Consider the following 19,515-nt stretch of genomic DNA (forward strand, 5'->3'; position numbering starts at 1 on the left):
GTCAGGACTTCGCCCAGCGCAGAATCTCGCCGAGCACCAGGTCGCGCGCCTCCACGTGCGGGAAGTGGCCCACGTCGTCGAGCAGCCGCCACTCGTACGGTGCGGTGACGTAGCGGCCGGAGCCCTGGGCGGTACGGGGAAGTGAGGCCCGGTCGAGGGCGCCGTGCAGTTGCAGGGTCGGCGTGACCAGCGGCTTCTGCATCAGCTTCACGAAGCGGTAGCCGTGCAGCCGCAGCACCGAGCGGAATGCCCAGCGGTAGCCCTCCATCGCGCAGAACGCGGCCTGCGGTATCTGCATCGCCACCCGGCAGCAGTGCGCGTAGTCGGCGAAGTCGGGGCCGGACACCCAGCGCGGCCCGCCCCACCGGCGCAGGATCTCCTCCACCTCGGCGGCGTCGTCGCGGGTCAGCACGTGCTCGTAGCGGGGGAGCTGGAACTTCAGCGTCGCGGTGGCCGCGGTGAACTGGCCGCGCGGGTCGGCGAAGATGGCCGCCCGCAGCCGCAGCGGGTGCGGCGCGCCGAGCACCACGAGCCGCCGGACCAGGGTCGGGTGGAAGGAGGCGGCGGTCCAGCCGATCAGCCCGCCCGCGCCGGTGCCGACAACGGTCGCCGACCGCTCACCGAGCGCCCGGATCAGGCCGGCGACGTCGGCGGCGAGCGTGTAGCCGTCGTACCCCCTGGGTGGTTTGTCGCTCGCGCCGTAACCGCGCAGGTCGACCGCGACCGCCCGGAAGCCCGCGTCGGCGACCGCCGGCAGCATCTCGTGCCAGGCGTACCAGTATTCGGGGAAGCCGTGCAGGAAGAGCACCATCGGACCGGTGCCCGCCTCGACGACGTGGAACCGGCTGCCGTTGGCGCCGACGAACCGGTGCGTCCACGGCCCTTCGGGCAGGACGCAGGAGTCGTCGACGGGTCCGCCGCGCTGGTCGGTCATGGGGCACAGCCTAGGGCCGCCGGTCACCCACCGGACCCGCAGGTGACGAGGATCAGGGATTTCTCCGGGCGGTCACCTGGAACCGCGCACCCGGGCCGACTCCCGGCGTCGTCCGCGGCCTGCCACCGGCTGTCACTCCTCGATGATCCGCATGGGGATGCCCGGTCCGCAGTCGACGGAGCGGTCCCGTGCGGTGAGCCGCAGCGTGACCAGGTCGCCCTTGCGCAGCTCACCGGCGTTCGGGCCGTACACCGCGTACTCCGTGCCGTTCTCGTCGATCAGGCCGTAGCACGGCCCGGAGCCGGCCCGGGTGATCCAGCCGGCGACGACGCCCGTCGGCCGGTTGTCGGTCGGCGTCTTCGGCGGCCCGGTGGGCCGCCGAAGCGTCGGCAGGTCGGTCGCGGACAGCGGGGTGGGGTGATCGGCGGGCGAGGCGGGGCCGCTCGCGGCCGGCTGGTGGTCGTCGGACACGGATCCTCCGTCTCGGCCGCGCCGGCGATCAGCCCGTCGCGGGGCGGCCGGCAGCGTGGTGCGGGTGTCGAACGGATGGGACGCGGGCGGGGTACGCCGGGTTCCCGGAAAGGGCGATGCCCGGGCGGGTGAACCGCCCGGGCATCGTGTGGTGCGTCGATCAGTGGATCAGGAGAAGCGGACCTTCAGCGAGGTGCCGTTCTGCTCCAGAACCTTGATCTTGGTGCCGGTGGCCGGGAGCTTGACACCGTGGTTCGGCAGCTCCGGATACCAGTACTGCTTGGTGTCGTCGAACAGCGGCTGCGCCGCCTGGCCGCGGATGTACTGCGGCTGGCTGTTGAGGTGCAGCGTGAACGAGTCGGCCTTCTTCAGGCTGAACGGCGCGTCGTAGACCTGGACGCGGGCCCGCCAGGGCGCCCCGGTCAGGTTGTAGATCGGCCGCGGGTGCGCGTCGATGATCATGTTCCGACCCTCACCCGGGTGCGCGAACGTGTCGTTGTCCGCGAACCGGAGGTTCCAGTAGGAGATCAGCAGACCCTCCTGGTACGCGTAGTGGTCCACGTAGTCCGGGCGGGTGTTCGCGTAGCCGAAGAAGTACGGGCCGGTCTTGAGGTACTTGTCGTACGAGACGTACGACCGGTTGCCGGCGATGTAGTAGTTGTCGAACTTACGGGTGTAGGTCTCCTCGACGATGCTGAAGCCGCTGAGGGTCCAGCCGTTGGCACCGGCCTCGGCGCCGTCGGTGAGGAGGGTCTGACCGTCGGCGGTCACGGTGATCGCGTCACCGTAGAAGCCGCCCTCGGAGACACCGCCGTCCGTCTGGTAGCGCAGCCGGAACTGCACGACGTTGCCGGCGACCGCGTCCATCGGGATGTTGACGTCGACCCACTGGTCGTTGCTGGAGCCGTCCAGGGCGTAGCGCCCGGGGGAGATCTCCTTCAGCGGGGTGCCGTTGGCCGTACCGGGCAGCGAGGTCCAGGTCTGGCCACCGTCGGTGGACGCCTCGAAGAACAGGTAGTCGTAGTCCGCCTCGATGCTGTAGCGACCCTTCATCGACAGCGCGGCGCTGGTCTTCCCGGTGAGGTCGACAGTGCGCGTCATCGTGGTGTTCAGGTCGTCGTCGTTGCCCGAGAAGAACTGCTTCGTACCCTCGAACGGCTTGCCGTTCTGGAACGTGTACTCCCGCTGCGGCAGCACCACCACGGCGCCCTGGGCCTTATTGGAGTTGTACTCCTGCGGGCCCAGCTCCAGGGTGCGCTTCTGGCCGGCCACGACGACCTCGTAGTCGAGCCAGCCGAGCTGGAGCTTGTTCCAGGCGCCGAGGTCGCCACCGCGCTCGCCGATGCCGCCGTCGTTCTTGGCGCCGAGCCGGCTCTGGGCCATCAGGGTCCAGTGCTCGTTGTTGTTGTCCCCACCGCTGACCACGTTGTAGTCGTCCGGCAGACCGAGGTCGTGGCCGTACTCGTGGTAGAAGACGCTCCGGCCACCGTTCTCCGGCTGGATGGTGTAGTCACCGATCCAGACGCCGGTGTTGCCGATCTGGGTGCCGCCGGCCGGGAAGTTCTCCGGGCCGGTGTTGCCCTGGTCGCTGGCGAAGGCGTACCACCGGTGGCTCCAGATGGCGTCCTCACCCTGGTACGGGTCACCGTCGGCCTGGTCGCCGCCGGCGTGGACGATCTGGAAGTGGTCGATGTAGCCGTCCGGCTCGTTGAAGTTGCCGTCGCCGTCGAAGTCGTACCGGTCCCACTCGTCCATCGCCTTGACGTCCGCGGCGATCTCCGCGTCGGAGCGGCCCTGCGCCTTCTGGTCGGCGACCCACTGGTTGGCGGCGTCGCGGACCAGCGCCCAGGTGTTGGTGCAGACGTTCGAGGCGCACGGGTAGCCGTCGGAACGGCCGTAGCGAGCCTCGTTGTACCGCACCTTCACCCAGTTGGTGACCTCGCCGTCGACGCTGTACCGACCCGAGGACTGGGCCTCGTAGTACTGCTTCAGCGACTCGTCACCCGGGTTGGTGCCGAAGTACAGCTGCCGGTAGTGGTCGGCGCTGTAGTCGGCCTGCCAGACCGTGGAGTTGTCCACCGCCCGGTTGGGCTGCGGAATCTGGTTGCGGAGCGGGCCGTCGAACCGGGTCGGGCCCGGGGTGTCCGGGTCGGTGTCCTGGTCCGGGTAGCTCGGGTGCCGCTCGTCGCCGAACTCCGCGAGGATGACGAAGATCTTGTCGGTCCGTTCGCGGGAGAGTTCGACGTACTGGTCCTTGGTCGGACCCTTGCCGGCCTTGGTGCTCTTGGCGGACCTGCCCGCCGAGGGGCCTTCGGCAGCGCGCTCGCCGACCTTGACGACCGTGCTGCCGTTGATCTTCTGGGCCTTCGCCCTGCCGGACAGGACCTCGCTCAGGCCCTCCTGGCGCAGCGCGCGCCGCTTCTCCTCGAGCGGGTTGGGCAGGTCGTGCTCAGCCTGCGCAGGCTCGGCCACCGACGGAGCGGCGGCCGGCAGCTTCGGCGTCGGCGCGGCGCTGGCGGCCGTGCCTGCCACCAGCCCCGTCGCGGTCAGCGAAAGCCCGAGCAGACCCACTGCGACTTTGCGCACGTGGTACCTCCGGTGTGAGGGAACCGGCCCAACTGGGGGTACGGGCCGGTGGAACGTCCCACTAGTGGGACCAAGGGTGAACATAGACACTGCTGCGACTGGTGGGAAGATGTGTGCGTCGATTTGTAGCAACTTTTTGTTGGGGATGCTTTTCACCGTCACACGTCGCACCGTCTGCGAGGCGTTGACCAGCAGTGATGCGTGGATCATGTAGTGCAGTGACAGTCATGGATCAATTGGTTACGCGGAAGGGCCGGGAGCGCTCACGCTCCCGGCCCTTCCCTCATCGGCACCGTTCAGATCATTTTTCGGTCATTCCGGTTCCGCTTTGACCGTACCGTTCAGCTACGCGGCGGGACCACGTACACCTGGGCGTACGAGTTGTCCTTGGCGGCCCGCTTGATGATGATCGAGACGCCGTACTGCACGCCCGCGTCACCCGGGTTGCCTGTGCCGAGCACGATCGCCCCACCACCCAGCGTCGAACCGTAGTAGTCCGTCGCGGGAGTGCCGTCCGGGTTCACCACCCGGGTCGTGTACTGCTGGTTGCCCCGCGACGGGATGACCACCGAGGCGTCGTTGTCCCGCGAGTACGCGGCGCCGTCACGGATCTCGATGCCCGGGTACCAGCCCTTGGCGTCGGTGAAGCCGCGCACCGGAGCCTGCGGGCCGAACTTCGTGCAGTACTCGCTGTACGGCTCGTCCGCCGCCTCCAGGCACTCCTTGAACGGGTACGTCGGCTTCAGGCCGAACGCGGCGTTGGAGGACTGCGGCCGGCTGGGCAGGTTCTTCAGCACCGACGGGTCCTTCTCGGCCGCGACGCCCTTGCGGCGCAGCGGGTCGTTGTGCGAGTCGACGATCAGCAGACCGCCCTTGGCGCCGTAGCTGGGCAGCGCGGTCATCTGCGCGGTGACGTGGTTGACGTCGCCGAGCTGGGTGTCCCGGTACCAGACCAGCATGCCCGGCGCGTTGTACGCGATCCGGTCGACCTTCCAGGCCTCGTGCGAGTAGACGGTGTCGTAGGTGTACTTCAGGCCCTTGTCGAAGCCGTCGAAGTTACGCCACTCGGCCAGGTAGTAGTGCGACTTCACCTGGGTGCCCGAGTCGATGTACCAACCCGCGCCGCTGGTGTCGGTGAAGGTGCCGCCGGTCTGGGTCCAGCCCGCCGCGCCGCTCTCCACGTCGTCGCTCCAGGTGGTGGCGCCGCCGCCGGTCACCGAGAAGTCGTCGGCGAACCAGCCGCGCTCCACGAACGCCTCGTCGGTGGCGTACCGCAGCCGCACCTGCACGGTCTGCCCGGCGTACGACGACAGGTCGACGTAGTCGTGCCGCCAGCCGCCCGTGCTGCCGGTCAGGCCGTACTTCTTGTTGCCGAAGTCGACCATGCGGCCGTTCGGGTCGGCGTAGCCGTCGTTGGTGGAGACCAGCGCGCCGCCCTCGGCGTACACCTTCTGCTCGTTCCAGGTGGTGCCGCCGTCGGTGGAGACCTCGACGAAGCCGAAGTCCCAGTCCGCCTCGATGACGTAGTTGTTCCACATCCAGAACTTCGCGTCGGCGGCGTTCGGGACGGTCACCGTACGGCTGAGCTTGACGTCGGCCCAGTTCTGGTCGGCGCCGGAGTACCACATGTTCCCGCCGCTGTGCGGCGTCGCCAGTGAGATCACCTTGTCCGGCAGGTCGATCTTGATGCCGTCCTCGGTGCCGACCGGCGTACGCGACGTCTGCCCGAGGTTGACCAGCTTGGACCGGTCACCCGGTCCGAACGTCTTCGGCTCGGCCCAGCCCAGCACCCACTTGTCCCACAGGCCCATGTGGGTGGGCAGCGCCTGGAAGATCTCGCCGGAGTGCGAGCCGGACGCCATCAGGTCCCAGAAGTCCACGTCCGAGTCGGCGTTGCCGGACGTGTCGTAGAGGTCCGGCAGACCCAGGTCGTGCCCGAACTCGTGGGCGAAGACGCCGACGCCGGCGTCCTCCGGCTGCACGATGTAGTTCGACACCTTCAGGTTGGTGCCCGGGATCGTGTAGCCACCGGCCACCGTCGAGGAGTGCGCCCAGACCGAGTAGATGCCGACGTCGCCGCCACCACGGGACTTGCCCTGGTTGGCGTGCACCAGCACGAGGTGGTCGATCACGCCGTCCGGTTCGTGGTAGTTGCCGTCGCCGTCGCGGTCGCTCTGGTCCTCGATGTCGTAGTCGGCCCAGGGGAAGTCCGGGTCGGCCGCGGCCAGCGCGTCGATCGCGTCGGTGGCGAGCCGGCCGGCACCCTGCGGGTTGTCCGGGTGGCCGTTCATCGACTGCTCACGCCCGGCGACCCAGTTGCCGTTCTCGTCCTGGAAGCAGCGGGAGGCGGCGTACCAGCCCTCCGAGTGCGGCACCGTGATCCACGGGCTGGCCTGCCCGTCCACGGTGTACGCGCCCTTGGACATCTCCAGGTACATGTTGTGCATGGTCCGCCCGGCGAGGCTGATGCCCGGCTTGCCGTCCGGCCCCTTCAGGTCCTTGCGGACCCGCTCGGTGATGCCCTTCTTGCTGTAGAGCATCTTGTCGTAGTGGGCCGGGGAGAAGTCCGGCACCCACATCGAGTTGTTGTCCTTGTGCGGCAGCGTGGCCGGGTTCGGGATGGTGTTGTGCCGCGGCCCGTTCTGCACGGTGCCGGGAACGCAGGTGCGGTCCTCGAACACCGTCTTCGGGACCATCACGTTCGTGAAGTCGTCGTTTGCGTTGTCGTTGAACTCGACGAGCAGCGTCAGCAGCTTGGCGGTCTGCGTACTCTTGGCCTTCTTGATCTTGCGAGGGCTCTGGCCGGTCCGGATGGACTTGGCCTCCAGCTTGGCCAGCTCGCGCGCCGCGATCGGGTTGCCCCCGGCGTACTTGCGGTCGTAGGCGCGGGCCTCGTCCGCCGGCGAGGAGAAGATGCCGTCGCGGCCCTTGACCTCCTTGCCGCCGGTGTCCGGCTGGACCTCGGGCTCGGCGTAGTTGATGTAGTGCTCGTCCGCCCCGATCGTGACCGGTGCGGACCGGGCCGGCTGAGCCGCCGCGCTGCCCGTCACGGTCAGCGACGTGGCCGCGAGCGCGATGGCGGGCAGTGCGACGAGTAAGCGTCGCCGTGCCCTGTGCTGCGACATGGGGAGCATGCCACTCCGTTCGTAGGGAATGGTGAGGGACCGGCCGTCTCAGTGACGCTCGTCGAAATCCGCCGGCTGGCTGAACGTAACCGACGACGAGCGACATCGACAGAGTTGATCAGGCCCTCTGGCCGATCAGGTCAGTCCCGGCTCCCCCGATCGACCGGCGCGGATCCCGGATGCGACGAGGGGGCGGACCGCCCGGCGGCCCGCCCCCTCGTCATCGCTCGACGTCAGTCCTCGTCGGACTTCCCGCCGCTCATCCCCGACGAGATCAACTCCATCACCGAGGAGTCCTGGAGCGTGGTCACGTCGCCGAGCGACCGGTTCTCCGCCACGTCCCGCAGCAGCCGGCGCATGATCTTCCCGGAGCGGGTCTTCGGCAGCTCAGGCACCAGCATGATCTGCCGCGGCTTGGCGATCGGGCCGAGCGTCTTCGCCACGTGGTTACGCAGCTCGGCGATGAGCTGCTCGCCCGCGTCACCGGAGATCTCCGCGCTGCCGCGCGGGATGGCGAACGCGACGATCGCCTGGCCGGTGGTCGGGTCGGTCGCGCCCACCACCGCCGCCTCCGCCACCGACGGGTGGCTGACCAGCGCCGACTCCACCTCCGTGGTGGAGATGTTGTGGCCCGACACCAGCATCACGTCGTCCACCCGGCCGAGCAGCCAGATGTGCCCGTCGTCGTCCTTCTTCGCGCCGTCACCGGCGAAGTAGACCCACTCGTCGCCGGTGTTCGCGCCCGCGCCGAACCGGGACCAGTACGTCTCCAGGAACCGGTTGTCGTCGCCCCAGATCGTCCGCAGCATCGACGGCCACGGCTCCTTCAGCACCAGGTATCCGCCGCCGCCGTTCGGCACCGACTGGCCCTGGTCGTCGACGACGTCGGCGACGATGCCGGGCAGCGGGCTCATCGCCGAGCCGGGCTTCGCCTCGGTCACACCGGGCAGCGGCGAGATCATGATGGCGCCGGTCTCGGTCTGCCACCAGGTGTCCACCACCGGCAGTTCGCCGCGGCCGACGTGCTGCCGGTACCAGATCCACGCCTCCGGGTTGATCGGCTCACCGACGCTGCCGAGCAGGCGCAGCGACGACAGGTCGTACCCGGCCGGGATGTCCTCGCCCCACTTCATCATGGTGCGGATCAGCGTCGGCGCGGTGTACAGGATGGTCACCTTGTACTTGTCGACGACCTCCCAGAACCGGCCCTTGTGCGGCGTGTCCGGGGTGCCCTCGTACATGACCTGGGTGGCGCCGTTGGAGAGCGGGCCGTACACGATGTAGGAGTGCCCGGTCACCCAGCCGATGTCGGCGGTGCACCAGTAGACGTCCGTCTCCGGCTTCAGGTCGAACACCGCGTGCGTGGTGTACGACGCCTGGGTCAGGTAGCCGCCGGTGGTGTGCAGGATGCCCTTCGGCCGGGCGGTCGTGCCGCTGGTGTAGAGGATGAACAGCGGGTGCTCGGCGTCGAACGCCTGCGCCTCGTGCTCCGGCGACGCCGTCTCCACCGTCTCGTGCCACCAGTGGTCCTTCGCCGACCAGGCGACCTCCTCACCGGTACGCCGGACCACCAGCACGTGCTCCACCGACGGGCAGTTCGCCACCGCCTCGTCCACGGTCGGCTTGAGCGCCGACGGCTTGCCCCGGCGGAAACCGCCGTCCGCGGTGATCACCACCTTGGCGCTGGCGTCCTGGATCCGGTTGGTGAGCGCGTCGGCGGAGAAGCCGCCGAAGACCACGCTGTGCGTGGCGCCGATCCGGGCGCAGGCGAGCATCGCCACCGCCGCCTCCGGGATCATCGGCAGGTAGATCGCCACCCGGTCACCGGCGGTCACGCCCAGCTCGGTCAGCGCGTTCGCCGCCTGACAGGTGAGCTTGTGCAGGTCGGCGTAGGTGACGGTACGGGTGTCGCCCGGCTCGCCCTCCCAGTGGATCGCCACCTTGTCGCCGAGGCCCGCCTCGACGTGCCGGTCCAGGCAGTTGTACGCCACGTTGAGCCTGCCCCCGGTGAACCACTTCGCGAACGGGGCGTTCGACCAGTCGAGCACCTGCTCCCACGGCTGGGCCCAGGCGAGCCGGCCGGCCTGGCGCTCCCAGAAGGCGAGCCGGTCACCGGCCGCCTCCTCGTACGCCTCGACGGTCACGTTGGCGTTCGCGGCGAGTTCAGCCGGCGGCGGGAACTGGCGCGTCTCGTTCAGCAAGTTGGCCAATGCCTCGCTCATGCGGTGACTCCTTCGTCGCGTGACCTGCGTCTCCTGATGCGGGGAAGGTTAGTCCCGGCGTACCCCGGCCGCGACCGCCCGGCCCCTCACCGCGCGCCCAGTGGCCCTCCCCTCGCGCCGAGGTGTAAGGAAGGGCACCTCATTAACGCCTCCGGTGGAGGAAGGGCCCCTTGTTGACAACCCCGGGCCTGGGGGGAGCCGGGCGGTCGCTAGCGTGACGGGGTGACCACCGATCCGCTCGCCCCGCTGCTCGCGCTCGCCGACGTCGCCACCGCCGTCGAGCAGGCCCGCGAGCGGGTCGATCTGGCCCACCGGCACCGCGCGCTGCGCCGCCAGGGCGGCCAGGTCGCCGCCGAGGTCAGCCTCCGCTCCGCCGTGGCCAGCGCCGCGCTGGAGGGCCGCGTCCACGACCGCGAGGAGGTACGCGCCGGCACCGTCACCGACCCGGTGCTCCAGGGTGCGCTGCGGGTCGCCGGGGCGCTGCCCGGCCTCAGCGACCTCTGGCCGAAGGCCCCCCGGCAGGTGATGGCCCGGCTGCACGTACTCGCCGCCCGCGACGTGGTGACCGAGGAGGAACTGGGCCGGCCGGTCGCCGACCCGGTGGTCGCGGCCCGCCTCGACGGCCTGGCCGCCCTGGTGGCCGGTGGCACCAAGGTGCCACCGCTGGTGCTGGCCGCCGTCGTACACGGCGAGTTGCTGAACCTGCGCCCGTTCCCGGGCCCGTCCGGGGTGGTGGCCCGCGCCGCCGCCCGGCTGGTGCTGATTTCCACCGGTTTCGACCCCCGCGGGCTGGTCGCGGTGGACGTCGGTCACCGCGAGCGCGAACCGGAGTACGTGGGCGCGGCCGGCGCGTTCGCCACCGGCACACCCGACGGCCTGCGCTCCTGGCTGCGGCACTACATGACGGCGGTGGAGGTCGGCGCCGAGCAGATCACGCTGATCGGAGACGAGATCCTCGCCGCGTCCTGACGGGCGCGAGGCGTCAGGCGGTGGGTGCGGCGGCGCGGGTGCGGCGGTGCCGGCCGTACCAGGCGATGCCGATGGCCACGCCGACGCCCACGCCGAGTGCCGCCGCCGCGACCGGCACCGCCGGCCGCTCGCGCAGCCGGCGGCCCAGCGGGATCGGGTGCCGGAACTCCAGCACCGGCCACGCGTTCTCCAGCGCCAGCTTGCGCAGCGCCCGGTCCGGGTTGACCACCGTCGGATGCCCCACGCACTCCAGCAGAGGCCGATCGGAGTACGAGTCGGAGTACGCGTACGAGTCGGCCAGGTCGTAGTCGCGCTCCAGGGCCAGTTCGCTGACCGCCTCGACCTTGCTCGGGCCGGCGGCGTAGAACTCGACCTCTCCGCTGTAGCGGCCGTCCACCACGCCCATCCGGGTGGCGATCACGTCGGTGATCCCGAGCAGCTCACCGATCGGCCGGACCATCTCGTCGCCGGACGCGGAGACCAGCACCACGTCCCGCCCGGCGGCCTGGTGCTCCTCGATGAGGGCGGCCGCCTCGGCGTACACATAGGGGTTGATCAGTTCGTGGAGTGTCTCCGCGACGATCTGGCGGACCTGTTCCACCGGCCAGCCCTTGCAGAGCGTGGCGAGGTAGTCCCGGGTGCGGGCCATGGTCTGCTCGTCGGTGCCGCCCAGCCGGAACATCAACTGCGCGTACGCCGACTTGACCACGTCACGCCGAGTGATCAGCCCGTCCCGGTAGAACGGCCGACCGAACGCCAGGGCGCTCGACTTGGCGATGACGGTCTTGTCGAGATCGAAGAAAGCGGCGCTACGGCCCACGGCGCGAAAGTCTAGCCCGACCGGAGGCGTCGAGGCGTCCGCCCGGGTCGCGAAAGCCGACGAGCACCCGGCGGAGTGACGGTGGTCACAGGTAGCTATCGATGAATTTAGCTTTGCGTGGAGTGAACAACACTCGACGTATAAGGGTCGACTGCGGCATGCTTGTCCTCGCGACGGGAGTTCGCATACCCGGCGTCGATGGGCCTCGGCGGTTGCACCCCCCGTAACCGCTGAGTCGGTTCGGCTCGACCCCCCCCGGAGCCGAACCACAAGACGACCCCCGTCTCCCCCCGACGGGGGTCGTCCCTTTGCGTCCGCAGTGAGATCAGGGCGCGTACCCGGGGCCGGCGACCGCCTCGGCGATGCGGGTGAGCCAGTGCAGATCGTTGGCCCGGGACTCCGTACTGGCCTCCGGATCGAGGATGCTGCCCAGAAACGCCGCGACGTCGTCGAGGTGCCGCTCGCTGCGGTAGTAACGCAGCAGGACCGGGTCCGGCTCCAGCGGTCCGTAGCCCTCGCGGAAGAGTTCGGCCCGGCGCCCGTTGATCGGGTGGTCGCCGAAGTCGGCGCTGTAGACGAACATCAGATCCCGCTCGCGCGGCGCGAGGATCGGCGCGTCCCAGTCCACGACGTGCAGCGGCCCGTCGCCGTCGGCGATCAGGTTGCCCGGATGGATGTCCGCGTGGCAGATGACGTGCTGCCCTGGCGCCACGCGCGACGCCAGGTCGTCGACGGTCTCCGCCAACCGGTGCAGCGCGGCGCCGTGCCGCGCCCAGAAGGCGCCCAGAACCTCGCTCGTCGCGGCCTGCCCGCCGAGGGTGCGCAACCGCTCGGCCGCGCTCGACCGGTACGTCTCGGCCGGCAGGACGGCGGCGACCTCTGCGCTCGGCGTGACCCGGTGCAGCCGGCCCAGGAACTCGCCGTACTCGATCCACTGGCGGTCGGTGAGGCCGCGCCCCCACAGGCTGCCGCCGTCGTGGAACGGGTAGAGCAGTAGCCGATAGTCCCCGAACCCGCGCCCGGCGCCATCGTCGGGACGGTCCAGCGGCGCGACCACCTGCCGAAGGCCCTGCGCCCGGAGTAAGCCGGGCAGCAGGACGGCGGCCGGCGTGAAGTCACCCCGCCGCACCTTCAGGAAGTAGCGCCCGCCGTCGGACGTCTCCACCCGGTACGCCCACGCCTGCCCGTCGAGTCCGACCGGCATGAACACCAGGTCGACGACGTCCACCGGCCAGGCGGCGGCGACCTCGGCCGCCAGCGTCCGCTCGTCGATGTCCGGCTTGTCGATCACCCGGCGGAGCGTCGCAGCCGCCGGTCGGGCCCGGCAAGGGAGTTACCGGATCACCGCGCGCAGCGTCCGCCGGTCCGGCTCGAAGCACACCAGGCCTCGGCCCCGCTCGTCGGTCACGACCCACGGATGACCGACGTACGTCTGCTGCCGGTAGGACTGCCCGGGGCGCAGAACCGCGTACTGCTGTCGACGGCCGTCGTAGTTGATCCAGTGGACCACGACTGTCGACTCCCGGGCGTTGACGAAGTCGATGAAGGTCGACGGACCACCGCCGTGCGAGCGCAGCCGCGACTCGCGTGAGGCCGGCAGCGGGGCCAGCTCCCCGGGCCCGACCATCGGCGGCTTCGGCCGGGGAGGCGTGGGCTTCGACGAGGTCGGCCGGCTGCCCGGGGTGGGGCGGCGGGTCGGTGCGGCGGTGCGGCTGGGCGCCACGGCACGGCTGGAGAACGACACCGACGGCGGCGCGTAGGACTCGGCGGGCGTCTCCGTCACCGACCCCGCCCTCGTCGGGGACGCCAGGATCGCCTGGCCTTCGAGCGGCGGCGGGAGGTCGGGGCGACGGGGTGTGGCGAAGACGCTGACGATGCTCGCCAGCACCACGACCACGAGTCCGATGGCGACGGCGGTGAGCAGTGTCGGCGACGGATCGCGGAGCCAGATCTCGTTGCCGGCCGTGGGGGCGGACCGTGAGTGGGGTCGTACCGAGGGGGGCGTGAGGGGGTGCGGTGAATCGGTCATGGCCTCGACTCCGCAAGCCGGTGCCGTTCATCGAGCGGCGAGGGGCCCCGATTATCCGTTATTGATCGTCCCCGTCGTCAATGGCCGGCGGGCCACTCGTTGTCTCCGTCTCCGGCGCATAGCAGATCAACCGGTCCACCGAGGTCTGTCCACAACGCCCTCCGTTGTCCACAGGGCACCGATCTCGCCTCCTCCGGCCGGGCAGGCTGCACCCCGGCACGTCCGAGTTCGACTGATGGAGGCCGCCATGCCGCCCCGTACCCCGCTCCCGCCGTACCGTCGCCTGCCCCTGCTCGTCACCTCCGACGGCGACCTTCTCGACGAGCTGTTGCGACTCGCGGCGGCTGGCGGCACCGAGGTCGAGCTGGCGGCCGACCCGGCCGCCGCCCGGGCCCGCTGGGCGCCGGCGCCGCTGGTGCTCATCGGCGCCGACCAGGCGGCGGCCTGCCTGCGGGCGCGCCTGCCCCGCCGCGCCCGCACGGTCCTGGTCGGTCGCTCCGGAGAGCTCGATCCGGGTACGGAGTTGGCCGAACTCGTCGGCGCGGAGCACGTCGCGACGTTGCCGGCGGCCGAGCCCTGGCTGGTCGACCGGTTCGCCGAGTGCGTGGCCGGTCCGGCGGGCCCGGGTCAGGGCCGGGTGGTGGCCGTCCTCGGCGGCCGGGGCGGCGCCGGAGCCAGCGTGCTGGCAGGTGGGCTCGCCGTCAGCGCGGCCCGGTCCCGGCTCCGCACGCTGCTCGTCGACGCCGACCCGCTCGGCGGTGGTCTCGACCTGGTGCTCGGCTGGGAGCAGCTCGACGGGTTGCGCTGGCCCGAGCTGGCCGGCACGGACGGGCGGGTCGACCCGCCGTCGCTGATCCGTGCGCTGCCCAGCCGGGGTGACCTGGTGGTGCTCTCCTGGGACCGGGGCGACCTGCGGCACCTGCCGGCCGAGGCGATGGCCGCCACCGTCGACGCCGGCCGACGGGGGCGGGACCTGGTCGTGCTCGACCTGCCCCGGCACCTCGACGACGCGGCGGTGATCGCGCTCCAGGCCGCCGACCGGGCTCTGCTCGTCGTACCGGCCGAGCTGCGGGCGGCAGCCGCCGCGGCCCGGGTCGCCGCCGTCGCCGCGCCGCACTGCGTCGACCTGTCGGTCGTCGTGCGCGGTCCAGCGCCCGGACGGCTGCGCGCGGCCGAGGTGTCCCGGGCGCTGGGGCTGCCGCTCGCCGGCACGCTGAGACCCGAGCCCGGGCTGTGCCGTGGGCTGGAGCGGGGCGAGGCGCCGGGCGCGAGCGGGAAGGGGCCGCTCGCCGTGCTGTGCCAGCGGCTCGTGGACGAGATGGTCGGGCCGTCCGCAGCGGGTGCGGCGTGACCGCGCTCGCCGACCAGGGGGAACTGGCCGCGCGGGTCCGGCACCGGTTCGCCGCCGAGGCCACCCCGGTCACGCCCGCGGCGATCGTCTCCGCGGTACGCGCCGAACCGGCGACGGCGGTGCTCGGCGACACCACGCTGCTGCGGATCGCCGACCGGGTGCACGACGACCTGGTCGGCGCCGGTCCACTGGCACCGCTGCTCGCCGACCCGCAGGTCACCGACGTACTGGTGAACGGGGTGCGGGTCTGGGTCGACAGGGGACGGGGCCTTCAGCAGGTCGCCGTGCCGTTGGGCACGCTCGACGACGTACGCCGGTTGGCGCAGCGCCTCACCTCGGCGGCCGGTCGGCGGCTCGACGACGCCTCCCCGTACGCCGACGCGCGCCTGCCCGACGGCACCCGCCTGCACGCGGTGCTGCCTCCGGTGGCGACCGACGGGCCCTACCTGTCGCTTCGTACCTTCCGGCAGCGGCCGTTCACCCTTGACGAACTCGTCGAGCGGGGCACGGTGCCCCGGCCGGTCGCGCCACTGCTCGCCGCGCTCGTGGCGGCCCGCCTCGCGTACCTGGTCAGCGGCGGCACCGGATCCGGCAAGACGACGCTGCTGAACACGCTGCTCGGGCTGGTGCCCGGCACCGAGCGGATCGTGCTGGTGGAGGACGCCGCCGAGCTGCGTCCGGTGCACCCGCACGTGATCGGCCTGCAGGCGCGGACGGCGAACGTGGAGGGCGCCGGTGCCGTCGGGCTCGGTGACCTGGTCCGGCAGGCGCTGCGGATGCGGCCGGACCGGCTGGTGGTGGGCGAGTGCCGGGGCGCCGAGGTGGTCGACCTGCTGGCCGCGTTGAACACCGGCCACGACGGCGGGGCGGGGACGCTGCACGCGAACGCGCCGGCCGACGTTCCGGCCCGGCTGGAGGCGCTGGGGATGCTCGGCGGCCTGCCCCGGCTCGCGCTGCACGCCCAGGTCGCTGCCGCGTTGCAGGTCGTTCTGCAGCTCCGCCGCACCGGCGAGGGACGCGTCCTGGACTCCATCGGCCTGCTGCTGCCCGACGGGCCCGACCGGGTGGTGAGAGTGGTGCCGGCCTGGGTGCGAGGCAGAGGTCTCGGTCCGGCGGCGCGGGCGCTCGCCGACCTGGTGCGCGAGCGGGGAACGCCGGTGCCGCCGATGCTCCAGGCGGCGTGGCCCACCCCGGCGGAACCGTCGTGACCGGCCACCTCTGGCTTGCGGTGCTGCTCCTGGCCGCCGCGGCGGTGGCTGTCGCCTGGCCGGTGCGGGCCGGTCGCGCCCGGCGGCTGGCGGTCCTGGGCGAGGCGGGCACCCCGGCCGAGCGGGCGAAGGGCGCGCGTGCAGCACCGCCGGACCCGCCACGTCGGCCGCTCGACTCCGGGCCGAAGGCGTTCCCCCGTCCGCCCGGCCGGGGCCGGGATCGGCGTCGCCCCGGGCATCAGATACGGCGGTGGACCGAGCTCGTGCCGGTTCCGGTGCCACCCTCCGCGGCATCGTCTCCTGCTCCGGCGCTCTCCGCCGGACGTGTGCTGCCGGTGGCGGCGCTGTGTGGCGCCGTGGCCGGGGCGCTGCTCGGTGGCCCGGTGGCAGCCGTGGTGCTCGCCGCCTATGGGGTGCTCGGGGCCCGGGCGGTGCTGCGCCGGCGTACCCACCGGACGGCCGCCCTCGCGCACCGCCGCGATCTCGACCGGCTCGCCGCCGTCGCCGCCGACCTGCGGGCCGGGCTACCCGCCGACGGCAGTGTCGACGACGGCCCGGGACGCGTCGCGCGGCTGGCCCGAGCCGCCGGAAGGCTGGCTGACCGGACCGGCGCGCCGCTGGCCGATCTGCTGGAACGGATCGAGGCGGACGCCCGCGCCGCCGACCGGGGACTTGCCGCTGCCGCCGCCCAGGCCGCAGGGGCGCGGGCGACCGCCTGGCTGCTCGCCGCGTTGCCGCTCGGCGGGATCGGGCTCGGCTACGGCATCGGGGTGGATCCGGTGGCGGTGCTCCTGCACACGCCGGTGGGTGCGGGTAGCGCGGTGGCGGCGGTCGTGTTGCAGGTCGGCGGTTTGCTCTGGGCCGAGCGGCTCGGCGTCACGCCCGGGCGGGCCGCCTGATGTCGCGCCAGGTGCTGGCCGCCGTCTGCCTCGGCGGCGCCGCGTCGTTCCTGGTCGTCGCCGGTCCGGTCGTCCGCCCGGTACGGCGGCTGCGCCGGCTCGCCCCGGCACCGCCGCCGACTCGCCCGGCGTGGTGGCCGGATCGGGTACGCCTCGGCGCAGCGCTGGCCGGGGTAGCCGTGGCCGTGGTCGTCGGCGGGGTGACGGGCGTGGTCCTCGGGCTGCTGGCCGGTGTCGTCGCCGACCGTCTGCTGCGCCGGATCGAGCCGCGCGCTGCCCGGGAACGGCGACTGCGGGAGACCGCCGACCTGCCGCTGGCCGCTGACCTGCTGGCCGCCGCGCTGCGGGCGGGCGCGCCGGTCGACCGCTCGGTGCTGGCCGTCGCGGAGGCGCTCGGCGGGCCACTCGCGGACCGGCTCGGCCGGGTGGGCCGGACGGTCCGGCTCGGTGGCGGCCCCGGCGAGGCGTGGGCGCACCTGGACGGCGTCGCCGGTGCCGAACCCGTGGTCGCGGCGGCCGTCCGCTCGTCGAACAGCGGCGCCGCCCTGGCCCGCGCGCTGACCCGGCTGGCCGACGAACTGCGTGCCGAACGGTCGACCGCGGCCGAGGCGGCGGCCCGTCGCGCGGGTGTGCTCATCGTGCTGCCGCTCGGGCTGTGCTTCCTGCCCGCCTTCATTCTCGCCGGTCTGGTGCCGGTGATCGTCGCCGTTCTCGGCGACGTGCTGTGAACCATCGAGAAGGGACGTACGACATGCGCAAGCTCCTCACCCGCCTGCGAGGTGACGCGGGTATGAACACCGCCGAGTACGCGGTGGGCACTCTCGCGGCGGTCGCCTTCGCTGGGATCCTGCTGAAGGTGCTGACCTCCGGCAACGTGCAGTCCGCGCTGACCGCCGTCATCGACCGGGCCCTGAAGTGATCGGGCGCCGGCGGGCCGGCCGTGGTGGCCGGTCGGCCCACCCGCTCGACGTGCCGACCGAGCCCGCCCGGGACACCGTCGGCCGCCGGGCCGGGGCGCTGTGGCGCCGGTGGCGCTCGCGGATCGCGTGCGAGCGGGGTTCGTTCACCGCCGAGTTGGCGGCCGGCCTGCCGGCGCTCATGCTGCTCCTCGTCGCCGGGCTGACCGCGGTGAACGCGGTGGGTACCCGGGTCGCGTGCGTCGACGCGGCCCGGGAGGCGGCTCTCGCCGCGGCCCGGGGCGAGTCCGGCACGGTCGCCGGAACCCGCTACGCCCCGGGCGGCGCCGAAGTGGCAGTGACGGTGGCCGGTGATCGGGTCACCGCGGCGGTCCGGGCACCGGTCCGGACGTTCGGCACGCGGCTGCCCCGACTGGTCGTGTCGGCGGAGGCGGTGGCCGCCGTGGAACCCGGCGCGCCGGGCCCGGTGCCGTGAGTCCCAGCAGTGCCGGGGCCGACTCCTCGTTCCGCCGGCTCGCCGTGGAAGGGCCAGCCGACACGAGCAGGCTCAGAACGAGCAGGCTCAGAACGAGCGGGCCCGGGACGACCACATCCCGGGTGGACGGGACCGTGGGGAGCGGAGAGCGCGGGGAGCCCGTTGGTAGGGCGCCCTCGGCCGACCGGGGCGGGGCCACGGTCTGCCTGCTCGCGATCGGACTGGTGTTCGTGCTGGTCGGGGTGTTCGGCGCCGCGGTCGGGGCGGCGCGGTGCGCGCGGCATCAGGCCCGCAGCGCGGCGGACTTCGGTGCGCTGGCCGGTGCCGGTCGGGTACTCGACGGGGCGGACGCCGCCTGCGCTCGCGCGGCCGACCTGGTCTCGGCCAACGGCGGCCGGATGACCGGATGCCGGGCCGACGGACTGGACCTGATCGTCACGGCACGGGTACGCGTCGCGCCGCTGCCGGGACTGACCCGGGACGCCACCGCGACGTCCCGAGCCGGCCCGGCCCGCTCCTGACACGCGAAGACCGTGCCTGAGCCGCGAGCCGGGCCCGGCTCGGCGGGTGAGCCGTCGGGCCAGGTCAGCGGGACTGGAGGGCGTCCAGTCCGACCGACATGGCGATCACCAGCCGACGGTCGATCTGCGGGTGCTGGATCTCCACCGAGTACCGGTCCCGCAGACCCCACTTCCGGTCGACCGAGAACACCGGCTGGCCGCCGGCCATGAAGTCGAAGTGGTACGGCAGCCAGGAGAGCGAGTCGACGAACCGGCGCAGCAGCGCCACCGGCAGGCTGCGCTCCTGCCCGGTGGCGGGCGGCAGGCCGGGCTGCTCGACGTGCCACGTCGAGCGCAACAGCGACTGGGCGAAGTCCTTGCGGAACAGCCCGATGGGGTTGCCCGCGTGATCGGTCACGTCGTAGGTGGCGCCGAGGTCGAGGCGCTGACGGGCCTTGAAGCCGAGAAGGGGGTACTGCTTGGAGTCATCGGTGTAGATGGTCACCTGCTCCTTGAAGGCGAGCCGCTTCTGCTGCGCGAACGCGAGCAGCCCGCCCTCGGAGCCGTCGGGCGCGACCGAGTGCACCTCGTACTGGTTGACCATCATCCGGAGCCGCTGACGGATGATGAACCGGTGCTGGGCCTGCAGGTTGTCGGGCGACATGGGATCTCCTTCGAGGGGTCGCCGGAGTCTTGCACAGCAGACCGACCACCGCTCACCCGATCGCACCCACACACCCCGACGCCGGCACACCGGGCGAGGCGCAAGGTCAGCGAGGTCAACGACCGCCGTCGACCGTGGCCTTCATCGCCCAGCTGTTCAGCACCTGGTGGATGCCGCGCAGGCGCTCGTTGATCTGCTCCAGCCGTTCCGCCTGGGCGAGCGTGGCCATCGCGGTGCCCAGCGCTATCTGCTGGTCGGGCGTGAGGTTCTCCTGGTCGATGGTGTAGAGCAGCTCGACGGTCTCGGCGATCGTGTCGGCCACGGCGGCACCTCCGGCGGGACGGG

At 72.1% G+C, this 19,515-nt stretch carries 18 protein-coding genes; 8 read left to right on the forward strand and 10 right to left on the reverse strand.

The window, feature by feature from the left end:
* Nucleotide 1 precedes the first annotated feature (1 nt).
* The 5 genes from O7546_RS00355 to acs form a co-directional block, all read right to left on the reverse strand.
* Nucleotides 2-934, reverse strand: coding sequence for an alpha/beta hydrolase (locus tag O7546_RS00355; protein WP_281600341.1), 933 nt, complete (start codon nt 932-934; stop codon nt 2-4).
* 132 nt (nt 935-1,066) lie between these two features.
* Entirely contained in the window at nt 1,067-1,405 is a 339-nt protein-coding gene (locus O7546_RS00360; RefSeq protein WP_281600342.1) for a hypothetical protein, read from the reverse strand.
* Between the two features lie 168 nt (nt 1,406-1,573).
* A complete protein-coding gene (locus O7546_RS00365; RefSeq protein WP_194802201.1) occupies nt 1,574-3,976 on the reverse strand; it encodes an immune inhibitor A domain-containing protein in 2,403 nt (800 codons plus the stop codon).
* A gap of 356 nt (nt 3,977-4,332) precedes the next feature.
* Nucleotides 4,333-7,116, reverse strand: a complete 2,784-nt coding sequence (locus O7546_RS00370) for an immune inhibitor A domain-containing protein (RefSeq protein WP_228532548.1) — start codon at nt 7,114-7,116, stop codon at nt 4,333-4,335.
* Between the two features lie 233 nt (nt 7,117-7,349).
* Nucleotides 7,350-9,338: an acetate--CoA ligase gene (gene acs, locus O7546_RS00375; RefSeq protein ID WP_194802017.1), complete on the reverse strand. Its 1,989-nt coding sequence runs from the start codon at nt 9,336-9,338 to the stop codon at nt 7,350-7,352.
* Nucleotides 9,339-9,560: 222 nt separating this feature from the next.
* On the opposite strand from acs, the gene O7546_RS00380 reads away from it, so the two are divergent.
* Nucleotides 9,561-10,307, forward strand: coding sequence for an oxidoreductase (locus tag O7546_RS00380; RefSeq protein WP_194802016.1), 747 nt, complete (start codon nt 9,561-9,563; stop codon nt 10,305-10,307).
* A 13-nt stretch (nt 10,308-10,320) separates the two neighbouring features.
* On the opposite strand, the gene O7546_RS00385 is transcribed toward O7546_RS00380, so the two are convergent.
* The 3 genes from O7546_RS00385 to O7546_RS00395 all read right to left on the reverse strand — a co-directional run bounded on the left by O7546_RS00385 (nt 10,321) and on the right by O7546_RS00395 (nt 13,156).
* Nucleotides 10,321-11,127, reverse strand: a complete 807-nt coding sequence (locus O7546_RS00385) for an HAD-IB family hydrolase (RefSeq protein WP_194802015.1) — start codon at nt 11,125-11,127, stop codon at nt 10,321-10,323.
* A gap of 325 nt (nt 11,128-11,452) precedes the next feature.
* Nucleotides 11,453-12,418: an aminoglycoside phosphotransferase family protein gene (locus tag O7546_RS00390; protein WP_269695947.1), complete on the reverse strand. Its 966-nt coding sequence runs from the start codon at nt 12,416-12,418 to the stop codon at nt 11,453-11,455.
* A 42-nt stretch (nt 12,419-12,460) separates the two neighbouring features.
* Entirely contained in the window at nt 12,461-13,156 is a 696-nt protein-coding gene (locus tag O7546_RS00395; RefSeq protein ID WP_281600343.1) for a hypothetical protein, read from the reverse strand.
* A 247-nt stretch (nt 13,157-13,403) separates the two neighbouring features.
* On the opposite strand from O7546_RS00395, the gene ssd reads away from it, so the two are divergent.
* The 7 genes from ssd (at nt 13,404) to O7546_RS00430 (ending at nt 18,527) form a co-directional block, all read left to right on the forward strand.
* Nucleotides 13,404-14,507 carry a septum site-determining protein Ssd gene (gene ssd / locus O7546_RS00400; protein WP_194798947.1) on the forward strand — a complete coding sequence of 368 codons (1,104 nt, stop codon included), beginning with the start codon at nt 13,404-13,406 and terminating at the stop codon, nt 14,505-14,507.
* A complete protein-coding gene (locus O7546_RS00405; RefSeq protein ID WP_194798946.1) occupies nt 14,504-15,715 on the forward strand; it encodes a TadA family conjugal transfer-associated ATPase in 1,212 nt (403 codons plus the stop codon). Before ssd ends, O7546_RS00405 begins: the two co-directional genes overlap by 4 nt.
* Entirely contained in the window at nt 15,712-16,614 is a 903-nt protein-coding gene (locus tag O7546_RS00410) for a hypothetical protein (protein WP_269695950.1), read from the forward strand. Before O7546_RS00405 ends, O7546_RS00410 begins: the two co-directional genes overlap by 4 nt.
* A complete protein-coding gene (locus tag O7546_RS00415; RefSeq protein ID WP_269695951.1) occupies nt 16,614-17,342 on the forward strand; it encodes a type II secretion system F family protein in 729 nt (242 codons plus the stop codon). Before O7546_RS00410 ends, O7546_RS00415 begins: the two co-directional genes overlap by 1 nt.
* 23 nt (nt 17,343-17,365) lie before the next feature.
* Nucleotides 17,366-17,533 carry a DUF4244 domain-containing protein gene (locus O7546_RS00420; protein ID WP_013283643.1) on the forward strand — a complete coding sequence of 56 codons (168 nt, stop codon included), beginning with the start codon at nt 17,366-17,368 and terminating at the stop codon, nt 17,531-17,533.
* A gap of 98 nt (nt 17,534-17,631) precedes the next feature.
* Nucleotides 17,632-18,006 carry a TadE family type IV pilus minor pilin gene (locus O7546_RS00425; RefSeq protein WP_194798977.1) on the forward strand — a complete coding sequence of 125 codons (375 nt, stop codon included), beginning with the start codon at nt 17,632-17,634 and terminating at the stop codon, nt 18,004-18,006.
* A gap of 134 nt (nt 18,007-18,140) precedes the next feature.
* A complete protein-coding gene (locus O7546_RS00430) occupies nt 18,141-18,527 on the forward strand; it encodes an Rv3654c family TadE-like protein (RefSeq protein WP_194798943.1) in 387 nt (128 codons plus the stop codon).
* Between the two features lie 64 nt (nt 18,528-18,591).
* Here O7546_RS00430 and O7546_RS00435 read toward each other — a convergent pair whose 3' ends face one another.
* Both O7546_RS00435 and O7546_RS00440 read right to left on the reverse strand, forming a co-directional pair.
* Complete coding sequence (locus O7546_RS00435; protein WP_194798942.1) at nt 18,592-19,170, reverse strand: hypothetical protein; 579 nt, start codon at nt 19,168-19,170, stop codon at nt 18,592-18,594.
* 115 nt (nt 19,171-19,285) lie between these two features.
* The gene (locus O7546_RS00440) at nt 19,286-19,492 is read right to left on the reverse strand and encodes a hypothetical protein (protein WP_013283647.1); all 207 of its coding nucleotides are present in this window, start codon (nt 19,490-19,492) and stop codon (nt 19,286-19,288) included.
* Nucleotides 19,493-19,515 lie beyond the last annotated feature (23 nt).

It is taken from the genome of Micromonospora sp. WMMA1976, from assembly GCF_027497335.1.
Taxonomy (GTDB): domain Bacteria; phylum Actinomycetota; class Actinomycetes; order Mycobacteriales; family Micromonosporaceae; genus Micromonospora; species Micromonospora aurantiaca.